This window comes from Halorubrum sp. CSM-61 (genome assembly GCF_003781945.1).
Lineage (GTDB): Archaea > Halobacteriota > Halobacteria > Halobacteriales > Haloferacaceae > Halorubrum.
This window is the reverse complement of record NZ_RJJW01000003.1, coordinates 308,034-320,053: the sequence shown is the minus strand read 5'-3', so window position 1 is coordinate 320,053 and position 12,020 is coordinate 308,034. Positions and strand designations below refer to the sequence as shown.

General features: G+C 69.3%; 15 protein-coding genes. All 15 read right to left on the bottom strand.

All coding sequences use genetic code 11. The annotated features are described in order from the left end of the window. Positions 1–21: 21 nt before the first annotated feature. Entirely contained in the window at positions 22–450 is a 429-nt protein-coding gene (locus tag EDM04_RS07270) for a DoxX family protein (RefSeq protein WP_123620606.1), read from the bottom strand. Positions 451–502: 52 nt separating this feature from the next. After that, a complete protein-coding gene (locus tag EDM04_RS07265; RefSeq protein WP_164471105.1) occupies positions 503–787 on the bottom strand; it encodes a HalOD1 output domain-containing protein in 285 nt (94 codons plus the stop codon). A 298-nt stretch (positions 788–1,085) separates the two neighbouring features. Further along, positions 1,086–1,865 carry an ABC transporter permease gene (locus tag EDM04_RS07260; protein ID WP_123620604.1) on the bottom strand — a complete coding sequence of 260 codons (780 nt, stop codon included), beginning with the start codon at positions 1,863–1,865 and terminating at the stop codon, positions 1,086–1,088. Continuing rightward, positions 1,831–3,168 (bottom strand): ABC transporter substrate-binding protein, encoded by a 1,338-nt coding sequence (locus tag EDM04_RS07255; RefSeq protein ID WP_206424440.1) that lies wholly within the window; start codon positions 3,166–3,168, stop codon positions 1,831–1,833. The genes EDM04_RS07260 and EDM04_RS07255 overlap by 35 nt, the downstream gene beginning before the upstream one ends. After that, entirely contained in the window at positions 3,165–4,058 is an 894-nt protein-coding gene (locus tag EDM04_RS07250) for an ABC transporter ATP-binding protein (RefSeq protein WP_123620602.1), read from the bottom strand. Before EDM04_RS07250 ends, EDM04_RS07255 begins: the two co-directional genes overlap by 4 nt. 3 nt (positions 4,059–4,061) lie before the next feature. After that, the gene (locus EDM04_RS07245) at positions 4,062–5,015 is read right to left on the bottom strand and encodes an ABC transporter substrate-binding protein (RefSeq protein WP_123620600.1); all 954 of its coding nucleotides are present in this window, start codon (positions 5,013–5,015) and stop codon (positions 4,062–4,064) included. 243 nt (positions 5,016–5,258) lie between these two features. Then, complete coding sequence (locus tag EDM04_RS07240; RefSeq protein WP_123620594.1) at positions 5,259–5,861, bottom strand: hypothetical protein; 603 nt, start codon at positions 5,859–5,861, stop codon at positions 5,259–5,261. Positions 5,862–5,881: 20 nt separating this feature from the next. Then, positions 5,882–6,475 (bottom strand): DJ-1/PfpI family protein, encoded by a 594-nt coding sequence (locus EDM04_RS07235; protein WP_123620591.1) that lies wholly within the window; start codon positions 6,473–6,475, stop codon positions 5,882–5,884. 97 nt (positions 6,476–6,572) lie between these two features. Then, positions 6,573–6,752 carry a hypothetical protein gene (locus EDM04_RS18780; RefSeq protein WP_241154865.1) on the bottom strand — a complete coding sequence of 60 codons (180 nt, stop codon included), beginning with the start codon at positions 6,750–6,752 and terminating at the stop codon, positions 6,573–6,575. Between the two features lie 352 nt (positions 6,753–7,104). Beyond that, a complete protein-coding gene (locus EDM04_RS07225; protein ID WP_123620589.1) occupies positions 7,105–7,767 on the bottom strand; it encodes a cytochrome c biogenesis CcdA family protein in 663 nt (220 codons plus the stop codon). A 4-nt stretch (positions 7,768–7,771) separates the two neighbouring features. Further along, a complete protein-coding gene (locus tag EDM04_RS07220) occupies positions 7,772–8,290 on the bottom strand; it encodes a TlpA disulfide reductase family protein (protein ID WP_123620587.1) in 519 nt (172 codons plus the stop codon). A 1-nt stretch (position 8,291) separates the two neighbouring features. Next, a complete protein-coding gene (locus EDM04_RS07215) occupies positions 8,292–9,011 on the bottom strand; it encodes an SCO family protein (RefSeq protein ID WP_123620585.1) in 720 nt (239 codons plus the stop codon). Positions 9,012–9,096: 85 nt separating this feature from the next. Beyond that, positions 9,097–9,711, bottom strand: coding sequence for a halocyanin (locus tag EDM04_RS07210; protein ID WP_123620583.1), 615 nt, complete (start codon positions 9,709–9,711; stop codon positions 9,097–9,099). Between the two features lie 64 nt (positions 9,712–9,775). Then, positions 9,776–10,873, bottom strand: coding sequence for a copper-containing nitrite reductase (gene nirK, locus EDM04_RS07205; protein WP_123620581.1), 1,098 nt, complete (start codon positions 10,871–10,873; stop codon positions 9,776–9,778). Positions 10,874–11,071: 198 nt separating this feature from the next. Beyond that, positions 11,072–11,731, bottom strand: a complete 660-nt coding sequence (locus tag EDM04_RS07200) for a helix-turn-helix domain-containing protein (protein ID WP_123620579.1) — start codon at positions 11,729–11,731, stop codon at positions 11,072–11,074. Positions 11,732–12,020 lie beyond the last annotated feature (289 nt).

Sequence of the window (12,020 nt, the reverse complement as noted above, 5' to 3'; positions counted from 1 at the left end):
GAACCGTCTCCGGGTCTTCGCTCAGTTCCTGTACGCCTCCCGCAGGAACACGAGCGCGCCGCCGAGCATCGCGAGGTTCCCGAAGAAGGCGAGCCGCTCGCCGCTCCTGTCGTCCTCGTCGGCGTTCCAGAAGTCGTGCATCGTCGCGGTCACGACCGTCAGAAAGGCGACGGCCGCGCCGGTCGCGACCCGCGGGAGCCGCCAGACCGCGATGCCGACGCCCGCGGCGACCATCATCCCGGACGCGAACGGGGCGGCGAGGTCGGGGGCGGGCACCCCCGCGGACTCGGCGTACTCGATCGTGTCCTCCATGTCGCGGAAGTCCTCCGAGGCCTGCGCGGCGAGGCCGACGCCGAGCAGGACCCGGCCGAGCCGGGAGGGCGCGCCGGTGTCGTCGGTGTCATCGATGCGGCCGGTGTCATCGACGCCGTCGGTGTCGTCTTCGGTCATGCCTGTACGCACGGTAGCATGACACATAAATCGACGTGCGGGAGGGGTTGTTTCACACGTGATGACTCGTGTCCTGTGTGCAGCTGTCACATCGGTCTGTGGTATCGTTCTGAATCGGGCGAACGTAGACGAGGCTGTCCGAGTGAACGATGACCCTGTGACCAGCGTACGGGAACGTGACCGTCACATCGCGGGCTCGGTCGTCCGTAACGATCGCCTCCAGTCCCTCGAGGTCAACCGACTGAGAGAGCGGGGGTAACTCCTCTATCGGCGTGCTCAACGCGTCGGAAACCGTCTCGGCGATACTCAGAAGCAGTTCTTCCGAAGACTCACTCATGACTCACTATCGTTATTCTTCCCCAGTAGTAACAGATACCGTATTACGTATAACCTGACATTACTCGAAACGCCGTCTCTGAGCCCTGTACTCTCTCTGAAATAGGCCTCCCTAATCTCGCTTCGAGTATACTACTTGTATTCAGAGCTGCCGTCGAAACGGTACCCGATAGATTCTCTCCGTGAACCGATAAATAATGTATTCGCAATCCCGGCAGCCTGCCGTTATAATATAGTTTATTTGAAATGTAGTGCTTCGATAGACGCGATCTGTCAATCGAGGGCGTCGGCAGAGCCGACTACCCCCAGTTCCACCGTGTGTGAAGCCGACGGACGGATAGGTCGAGCCAGAACCCGATAAAGCCGATCACCAGCATGATCGCGGGGATCTCCGCGTAGGAGAACCGATCGCGGGCGTCTAAGATGAGGTAGCCCAGCCCGGTGTTGACCCCGAGCATCTCCGCGGGGACGAGGATGATCCAGAGGATGCCGATCGACAGGCGGATCCCCGTGAGCATGTCCGGGATCACCGCGGGGACGACGACCCGGCGGAGCAGGGCGCGCGTGTCGCCGCCGAGCGACTCGCCGACCGTGATCCAGTCGTCGTCGATCGTCGCGATCCCGTGGGCGGTGTTCAACACGATCGGCCAGAGGCCGGCCATGAACATCACGAACACCGCCGACCGGGTCCCGACGCCGAAGACGATGATGGCGATGGGGAACCACGCCAACGGCGAGATCATTCGCATGAACTGGAAGAGCACGGTCGTCGCGCGCTCTGCCGCCTTGAAGTAGCCGACGACGATCCCGATCGGGAGCCCGACCGCCAGACAGAGGCCTAAGGCGATCGCGAACCGGTAGATGCTGACGAGGACGTGGTCGTAGAACGCGGGCGAGACGACCAGCTCCGCGAGGACGGCGAACGTCGCCGCCGGCGCGAAGTTGGTGATGATGCCGCTGCCGAGCGCCGTCACCGCCCACCAGACGGCGAGGCCGCCGAGGAGCCCGACCGCCGGCAGCAGGCGGCCGCTCTCCCCGACCAGCTCAGAACCGTATCGTCTCCTGTCTCTCGTAGCCATTGTCCTCGGGAACGTCGAACGCCGGCGGGCCGCCGGCCGCTTCCAGCGCTGTGCGAACCGGGTCGTACGCGACGAGGTCGTCGGCGACCTCGGCGGGGTCCAACTCGTCGAGGAAGGCGTCCTCGCCCTCCACGCGGGTCTCGCTCATGCGGCGCACCAGCTCCTCCGTGTACGAGGGGTACGGGTACGGGTAGAAGCCGATCCGGTCGATGTCCCAGTCGGCGTTCCGGATCGCGCCCGAGTCGAGGTACGGCTGGTGCTCGTCGTAGTGCGTGAGCGCGCGGTCGATCGGCTCGGGGCCCTGCGGGAGCAGCCCGCTCCCCTCGGAGGAGAGCAGCTGCGCGGCCTCCGACCGGTTCTCGCGGAGGTACTGCTGAGCGTCGACGATCCCGCTCATCACGTCGGTCGTCCACTCCGGCCGCGACTCCACCAGCTCCTCGCGCATCACGACGACGCAGCAGGCGTGCTCGCGCCACACGTCGCCGGTGAAGCGCAGGATCTTGCCGCCGGCGTCGAGCTCGCCGATCGCGTTGAACGGCTCGGCGACGATGTACCCCTCGATGGAGCCGTTCTCGAGCGCCGCGGGCATGTCAGGCGGCGGCGTCACGACGAGGTTGACCTCGTCGTCCGCCACCTCGTCGGCCGAGGAGTCGGTCCGGGGCGTGAGCCCGTGCTCGCGGAGCCCCATCTGGAGGATGACGTTGTGGATGGAGTACCAGAACGGGACGGCGACGGTGCCGCCGCCGAGGTCCGCCCACTCGTCGATCTCCTGTTGGACCGTCAGCGCGGAGCCGTCCGTGTGGTCCCACGCGACGACCTTCGCGTTGGCGTCCAGCTCGTCGCCGTAGCGCATCCACACCGTCATCGGCATCAGGAAGTGGGCGACGTTGACCTCGCCGGAGAGGAACGCCTCCGCGAGGTCCGACCAGCCGCGGAACAGCGTCGGCTCCGCGGCGTCGACGCCGTGGTCCGCGAAGTGGCCGTTGGCGTACCCCGTAAGCAGGGGCGCTGCGTCCGTGATCGGGAGGTAGCCGATCTCCGCGGTCGGTGGACCGCCGTCGCCGCTCCCGCCGCCGAGACAGCCGGCCGTCGCGCCGACGCCGGCCGCCGCGAGCGACGCCAGCCCCGACTCCTTCATGAACTCGCGTCGAGAGAGCCCGCTCGTGCGGGCCTTCTCCGATGGGTTCCGCCAGCCGGCGCCGCCGACGAGTTCGCGCGCGCTCGCGGCGACGTCGGGGTCGACCTCGTCGTCGCGGTCCGCGCCGTGGTCGTGCCTTCGGCCGCTATCGTGGTCGCGCGTCATTCGAGTCCCACCGCCTCCAGCTGCTCGAAGGTCGCCGCGCGCTCCTCGAGGAACGCCTCGTCGTCGCGGGAGCGCGTCTCGCTGTCGATGCGCTCGACGTGTTCGATGCCCGCGGGGACCGGTCCCATGATCGCGACGCGGTCGCCGAGGTACACCGCCTCGTCGATGTCGTGCGTGACGAACACGGCGGTGACGCCGAGCTCGTCGACGATCCGGAGCAGCTCGTCCTGCAGCTCCATCTTCGTCAGCTGGTCGAGCGCGGAGAACGGCTCGTCTAAGAGCAGCACGTCGGGGTCGTTCGCGAGCGTCCGCGCGAGCGACGCGCGCTGCGCCATCCCGCCCGACAGGTCCGCGGTGTCGGCGTCCGCGAAGCCGTCGAGCCCGACCAGCTCTAACAGCTCGTCGACGTGGTCGGCGTCGGGCTCCCCGCCGCGGAGCCGCGGGCCGATCTCGACGTTCTCGCGCACCGAGAGCCACGGGTACAGCAGGGGGTCCTGAAAGACGACGCCCCACCGGTAGTCGGGCCCCGTCACGGCCTCGCCGTCGATCTCGACGCGGCCGTCGGTCGGGTCCTCGAGTCCCGCGAGTAGGTGCAGCAGCGTCGTCTTGCCGCAGCCGGACGGCCCGAGCAGACAGCAGACCTCGCCGGGGTCGACCCGGAGGTCGAGCCCGTCGAAGACGAGGGTCTCGTCGTACCGCTTCGTGAGGTCGCTGGCGGCGATCGGCGCGGCGTCGGCGGCGCGACGGCCGGCCGTCTCGGCGTCGGCGGTACCGTCGGCTCCGACCGCGGACGCGGAGTCGGACTCGGAGTGCGAGCCGGATTCCGCCTCGGATCGGGCGTCCGACTCCCCGTCGTCCTCGGTCGTCGCCGCGCGGGACTCGATCGACATCGATCAGTCCGCCGTCGCCTCGGGCTCGTCCTCCTCGGACTCGGCCTCGTCGTCCGGGAGCACGCCCTCGTTGTCGAGCTCCTCGGCGGTCCCGATGTCGGCGTCGTCCGGGACGAAGCCCTTCTCGCGCATCCAGTCCGTGGTCGCGTCGATCCGCTTCTCGTCGGGGGCGCGCACGGGGAGGAACTCGCGGAGCTCGAACTCCTCGCGGAGCCGCTCGAAGTTCACGTCGTCGAACGCCGGCTTGTCGCCGGCCTCGTCCTCGAGGAGCTCGACGTACCGGTCGGTGAACCCGTCGAGGTCGTCGTTGATGTCGGCGACCGCGCGGTTCAGCGCCGCGAGGAACCCCTCCAGCTTCTCCGGCTCGGGCTGCTCGCGCGTCGTGATGGCGGCGCGGCACGGGCCGTCGAAGACCTCCTTCAGCTCCTCGTCGTAGCGGCCGAGCGTGACGAACGGCTCCAGCACCGCGATGGAGTCGACCTCGCCCGCTTTCACCGCGTCGAAGCGCTCCTCGGCCTCGCCGACGTGCTCTAAGACGATATCGTCCTCGTCGAACCCCTCGTTCTCCAGCATCTCGCGCATCGAGTAGAAGGAGGTGGCGTACTTGTTGATCCCGACGGAGCGACCGCGCAGGTCGTCGATGGTCTCGGCGTCGTCGTCGGCGTCGACGAAGACGACGCGGTCCCACTCGCTGTAGGAGCCGACGATGTCGCGGTCGGTCTCGGAGACCTCCTGGACCGCGTTCCACTCGCAGACGCCGTGCGTGCCGCCGTCCTCGTCCATGTCGTCCCACCAGTCGGCGTCGAAGGCGTTCTCGCCCTCGAAGTCCTGCGTGCCCGGCGCGAAGTACGAGAGGTCGGCGTCGACGCCCTCGTCCTCGAAGTATCCGTTCTCTTCCGCGACGTCCTGGACCAGCCTCCACGTGAAGTATTCGTGGGAGACATTCAAATCTGACATCGAATACCTCTTGGTTTTATTGTAAGGTATAACTCCGGAAACCGACAAGGATGAGCGGTGAAACCATCTTCGCGCAAATATTGCGACGACCGAACGTGTTCGGTCGCCGATTCGCCCGTCGATATCGCGTTTTCCCCGCTTTAACCCGTCCGAAAGGCGTCGTTCCGTCCGTTTCGCGACCGAAGCCGTCAGAGGTAGCCACAATATTTGTTCGTTCCTCCCGTGATCGCGAAAAGCGGCTTCTCAGGCCTTCTCGATGCGTTCAAAGAGACTTTCCGCCGCGTCGGCGTCGAACGCCATAGGTCGCCGCCACCACGGCCCCTTCCCCGAGTCGCTGGAGAGCGCGGTGACGAGGCGGTTCGCGTCCGCGCCAGCCTCCGGCGTACTCAGGGGGACGACGCGCTCGAACGCCCCCGAGGTCGCCGGGTCGCCGTCCTCGATCCCGCCGCGACGGCTCCCCTCGTCCGGGCCCGCCCAGCCGTGCGGCCGCAGCGACAGCGTCGCGTAGAAGAGCAGCCAGTCGCCCGGGCCGAGCCCGGCGATCCGGCCGGCCTTCACGCCGTGGGGGTCGCCGTAGGTCGCGCGATCCCGCCCGTGGACGCGGGGGAGCTCCGGGTCGAGGTGGACCGGAGTCTCGCGCAGGTCGGCCGGCACCGCGAAGGGGAGGTCGAGGTCGCTGTAGGTCGGGGGCGGCTCGTCGACCGGGAACCGCTCGCGCGGGAGCGTCGCCGCCGACTCGGGGATCGGCACGTAGGCGAACGACCCGTCGGGGTAGACGGGGCCGCGGAAGCCGGGCTGGTTCGTGTTGGCGGCGACGTTGACGGCGACGGCGCGGGGATCGGCCATGAAGAGAAGTAGCGAGCGCGTCAGTCCGCGGTCGCCGCGGGCGCGCCGTGCTCGATCTCGGTGCCGAGCAGGTCGAGGAACTGCGCGATCCACTCGGGGTGATCGGGCCACGCCTGCCCGGTGACGAGGTTCCCGTCGGTGGTCACGCCGTCGACCCACGAGCAGCCCGCGGCCTCGACCTCGGGCCTGACCGCGGGGTACGCCGTCATCTCGTAGCCGTCGAGCACCCCCGCCGCCGCGAGGATCTGCGGGCCGTGACAGAGCGACGCGACCGGCTTGTCGGCCTCGAAGAAGTGCCGCACCGCGTCGAGCACCTCGTCGTAGCCGCGGAGGTACTCGGGCGCGCGCCCGCCGGGGACGACCAAGGCGTCGTAGTCGGCCGGGTCGACCGCGTCGAACCCGTGGGTGAGTTCGAAGTCGTGGCCGCGCTCTTCGAGATAGGTCTGGTCGCCCCGGAAGTCGTGGATCGCCGTCTTGACCGTCTCTCCGCCCTCCCTCTCCGGACAGACCGCGTGGACTTCGTGGCCGACCGCCCGAAGCGCCTGGAACGGGACCATGATCTCGTAGTCCTCGCCGAAGTCGCCGACGATCATCAGTATCCGTTGTCCAGTCATGTGTGCAACACCACGCTGGCGTACGCTCCGCGACCGCATAACGGTACTGGCGAGTGGTACCGCGACGCAAGCGACCGCGGCCGCGCTGGCACCGACCTCACTCGACGCAGACCGCTTCGAGCCAGTCGAACTGGGCCGTCAGCTCCGTCCGTCGCTGCCGCTCGATGACCGTCGCGTCGAGCACGTCGCCGACGATCGCGACGTCGGGCGTGAACGCCGTCGTCGCTTCCACCTCACTGCCGTCGGGCGCGGAGGAGACGGCGTGCGTCGTCCGCATCTCCTCGAAGATCCCCTCGCGCTGGTCGTAGGCGAGGTCGGCTCCGGGGCGGTCGACGAGTTCGAGCGCGAGCTCGATCGTCGTGATTCCCCACCTCGTTCGCGACGCGGACCGCCTCGCCGTCGACGGTCACCTCGTCGAACCCCGACGCCCGAATGAACTGGCCGATCCGCCTCATCGACTCGCGGACGGTCACCGGGGGCGCGTCGATCCTCCGGGAGAGCGTCACCGAGTTCATGGGCCGCTCCCCTCGTCGGAACGCGACGAGCGTCTCGGATGTGTGGCGGTCATTCGACGGTATACAGAGGATGCTCCGACCCCTTCGTGCGTGTCTCGAACACGTTCGGGTATCTCAGACGACGCCGAGCGCGTAGGCGACCTGTCCGACGCCGGCGACGACGAGCAGGGCGCCGGCGACCGTGGTGAACCGGTCGACGCCCCCGGCGACCGCGCCCGCACCGACGCGGTGGCCGACCGCGGTCGCGACTGTCACCGCCAGCATGAGGCCGGCGAAGCTCCCCGCGTAGCTCGCGAGGACCGCGGCGGCGCCGGCCGTCCCGAACGTCATCGACTGGACCGCGACCGCGAGGAACAGCGGGAGCACGCAGGCGGTCGCGGCCAGCGCGTAGAGGCCGCCGAAGAGGGCGAACCCGAGCACGCTCGTCCGGCGCTCCGGGAGCGAGACGTGCGCGCCGAGGCTCCGGCCGGAGAGAACGACGCCGCCGAGGGCGACGAGCGCGACGCCGACGAGCGGCTCGACGACGGGGAGGAGCCGCTCGACCGCCTCGGCGGCGGCGAGCGCGATCCCGGAGAGGACGCCGAACGCGAGAAGCGCGCCGGTCGCCGCCGCGAGACCGCGGACGGCCGCGTCGGCGATCGGGACGCCCCCGTCGTCGACTGCGGCGGCGTAGTAGCCGACGTAGCCGGGGAGCAGGGCGTACGCGCACGGCGAGAAGAACGTCGCGGCGCCCGCCCCGAGCGCGAAGGACGCGGTCCCGGCGAGTTGGGCGTTCATGGGCTCACCTCGCGGCCGCGAGTCGCTCCCGGAGTCGCTCCGCGGACTGGTGGCCGCGGGCGGTCGAGACGATCCGGTTGTCGGCGTCGAGCACGACGGTGTACGGGACGCCCGCCGCGTCGAGGCGTTCGGTGAGCGTCAGCTCCGGGTCGTACGCGACCGGCCAGTCGCCGTCGTGCTCGCGCCACCACTCGGCGACATCGTCCTCTGTCACCGTCTGCCCGACCGGCTCGTTCGTCACGGAGACGACCTGCGCGTCCGCGACGCTCGCGGCGACCTCGCTCAGCGGCGCCATCGAGCGCGCGCAGACGCTACACCACGTGGCGAACACCTCCACGAGGGTGACGCGGCCGGGCTCCGGGACCGTCTCGGTACCGGGCGGGCTTCCGGGCGCCTCGATCCGAGGGAGGTCGACGGAAGCCATCGCGTCGTCGCCGCCGAACACGTCGCCGTAGACGGCGCCGGCGCCGAGGCCGGCGACCCCGATCCCCGCCGCGCCCGCGAGGAGGTCTCGTCGGCGCATCCTACCACCTCTCCCGAAGCGTCCGGACGTCGTCTACGACGTCGGCGGGGTTCGGCGGCCGGCCGGTGTAAGCCCGCTCGACGTAGCCGTCGGCGTTCGCCAGCAGGACCGTGTTGGCGTGGACGTACGCCATGTTCTCCGTCTCTCGGTCCTCCTCCGGAACGCGCTCGAACGCGACGCCGAACGCGTCGGTGACGACCTCCCGTGCGCGGGCCTCGCTCTCCGGCCGGAGGAACCACCAGTTGCCGGCGTCCCAGTCGACGCCGCGGTCCTCGCCGTACGTCTCGAGTTCGGCCGCGGTGTCGTGTTCGGGATCGAACGTCGTCGGCAGGAACGCGACCTCGTCAGCGAACCCCTCCGCGACCGACTCGGCCTGTACCTGTACGAGGTTGGCGGTCAGGGCCGGACACGTCATCGAACACCGGGTGAACACGAAGGTGAGCATGACGTGGCGCTCGCCGACGAACTCCCGCGTCGACACCTCGCGGTCGTGTCTCGGCGCCGGGACCGAGACCTCGGGCAGCCGCTCGCCGTGAATCGGGTACGGGAGGTCTCGCTCCGCGAGCGTCTCGTAGTTGTCGGGCGCGTCCAACACGGCGTTCTCGGCGGCGCCGGTCGATCCGATCGGCAGCCCGGCACAGCCGGCCAGCGAGGCGCCGAGCGCGGCCGCGCCGACGCTCCGAAGCATCGTTCGCCGATCGACGGTGGGTGTCGGTGACATGGGTGCGTGGATCCGCGTTCGTCGGTTCGGTTTGATCAGGGGCTCGGTCCGCCCCGGTCGGTATGATGAGACGCGTCACGGAGACCTACTCGCCGAGCGTCTCGCGGCACCGCTCGTCGTATTCGGCCATGGTGTCCGCCGCGAGGCCGGGTAGCTCGTCGGGGCCGCGTTCGATCGCGGGCGCGCCGTCGAGGTCGGGTTCGCCAACCACGACTCGGCCGACGTTCCCGAACGACTCGTGAGTGCCACAGAGCACGACCGTGTCTGCGTAGTCGTAGATCCCCTCCCGCTCGAACGTCACCGAGAACCGGCTCCCGTCGCGGAGGAGGTCGCTCGACCACGGCTCGGCGCCCTCGGGAATCCGTCGGCCGTCGCCGTGCGTCTCCGGGTGGTAGGTCGCGACGGCGTTGCGCTGGCCGTCGCCGACCCACGTGACCGTCCCGCCGGCCTCGACGTGGACGATCCCCGGCTCGATCGACGGGCTCGGGATCGAGGCGATCGACACCGCGACCTCGGACGCTGGCGCGCCGAGTTTCCCGGCGGCGCCGTCGCTCGCCGCACCGCCGGACGCGTCTTCGGTCGCCCCGTCGCCGGCGCTGTCGACTCCGTCAGCGCCCGTTCCGCCGTTCGCGCCGCCCGCGGCGCTCCCGAGACAGCCGGCGAGACCGAGCGCGGTCGCCGACCCGGCGAGTCCGAGCACGCGGCGCCGAGTGTGAGTGTTCGACATGGGCCTGTTGGGTGGTTCGAGGGCTGTCCCGCGGCGATCACTCGCCGCCGGAATCGCCGTCGGGATCGGGGTCGTATATCTCCGGCTTCTGTTCGCCCTGCACGTCGAGGACGCCGAGCATCCCCTTACGGACCACGCGGGTCAGCGCGTGGTCGACGAGCTTGATCGGGCCGGGGACCGGCGTCTTGATCTCGGCGGCGGTGACGGTACCGGGCGAGACCGGCGTCGTCTCCACGAACCGGGCCGGGTCTGAGACGAGGTCACCGTCCCGGTAGAGCTTGTCCCAGACGTTGCCGATGGCGTGCCACGAGCTGCTGAGGTTCGGGCCGCCGTTGGACACGAAGATCCGGATCCGCTCGTCTTGGTCGACCTGGACCGGGCCGTACCCCGACTCGGTGAAGGCGTACGCTTCGCCGTTGTAGGTCACGTACGTCGGATCCTCCGACTTCGCGGCCTCGAGGCTGAACTTGTGGTGGCCCTCCTCGCCCGCCCCCTTGTCCGTGTAGATCTCGTGCTGGCCGAAGTAGAGCTCGCGGTCGACCTTCGGAAGCCCCTCCTTCGGCTCGACGAGGATGGCGCCGAACATGCCCGCGCTGATGTGGTGGTCCATGTTCGGGACCGCGCAGTGGTAGATGTGGCTACCGGGGTAGGTGGCCTTGAACTCGATGGTGGCCTCCTCGCCCGGAGCGATCGTCGTCGCGTCGGCTCCGCCGCCGGGCCCGTAGACGGCGTGGAAGTCGATGTTGTGCGGCATGTCGCTGTCCTCGGGGTTCCGCAGCGTGAGGTTCACCGTGTCTCCCCGACGGACGCGGACCATCGGCCCGGGGACCTGCCCCTCGAAGGTCATGTAGTCGAAGGTGACCCCGGGCTCGATCTCGGCGGTCACCTCCGTCGTCTCCATCGTGATGTCGTGCGTGCGCGGCTCGTTCCAGTCGACGGGATCGGGGATGTCGGTCGGGTCCGCGGCGATCCGGTCCACGTCGACCGACGCGGCCTCGGACGAGTCCGACGTCTGGGCCGCGTCGGTCGTCGCGGTGGGGGCGCTGTTCTCGGCACAGCCGGCGAGCGCGGCCGCGCCGCCGAGGCCCGCCACTTTCAGGAACGAACGCCGTTCGATGTTGGGTAGTAGCGTCATTGGCTCTCCCTCTGGTTACGGATTGGAGGCTACACCCAGTATAACACCACAATTATTCTCATTTCGTGAGCAAATTCCTGAACATCATCGCCGTTTTGACTTAAAGGGTGTCCGGGTGTGATACCGGAGGTCCGAATACGTTCGGTCGGCGGGTAGTCGCGACGGCTCGTGGCCCCGCAGATCGGAGGGGACCGAACCTCAGTGGCCCGTCTCGCCGTCGTCGGTCTGCGGGGGGAGATCCTCGACGAACCGCTTGACGGCGATCTCCTCGGCGCGGTGGAGGGCCTCGCTGCAGGTGGACTTCGCGACCCCGACGCGGTCGGCCAGCTCGGTGAGAGAGCAGGCCCGCGGCGTGTCGTAGTACCCCTCCTCGATCGCCCGGAGGAGCAGCTCTTGTTCGGTCTCGGTCAACAGCCCGCTCGCCGACAGCCGCTCGCGGACATACTTGACGCGGAACTCCAGGTCGAGCTCGTCGAACTGGCGGCCCAGTTCCGCGATCCGGTCGTGGGCTCCGGTGACGTCGATGATCGCCTCGCCGTCGCTGATCTCGACGGGCATCTCGATGGGGACGCCCGACCGCTTCGCCGCGAGCTGCAGCAGCGGCGCCGAGGTCTCGAACTGCACCGTCGCCTCGCGGTCGGACCGGTCCATCACCGAGGTGTCGGTGACGGCCGGGTGCGACTTCATGGCGTCGAGGACCGCGTCGATGTCCGGGGCGGTTATCCACACGAGCGCGAACCCCGGACCGTCCCCCGGGAGCGCGGCGATCACCCGAAGCGTCGCCGCCGGGAACTCTCGGGAGACGTCGGCGGCCCACGGGCCGTCGGGGAGCTCGACGACGAGGCGTGCTTGTGTCATGGGTCTCGCGGGCGAGGTGTCGGTTCGGGCCGCGGTCGCGGGAGCGGTCGCCCCCTCCCCGACCGCCGGGACGTGAGCGTGACGCGTCGTCGGTCGAGGTCGCGTTCGGCCATCGTCGGACGGGTTCACGTACGGCTCGAATTAAAAGGGTTCTCCGGGGGCTTTTCACGGAATGACACCGTCGACCGAATTATTCGAGGCGTTACCCTATACCCGCCTCTGGGCGGAACTGGCTCGCCGCGACGGCCCGCCTCGGCGGGGAAGACGCGGCCCTCGACGCGGCCCGTTC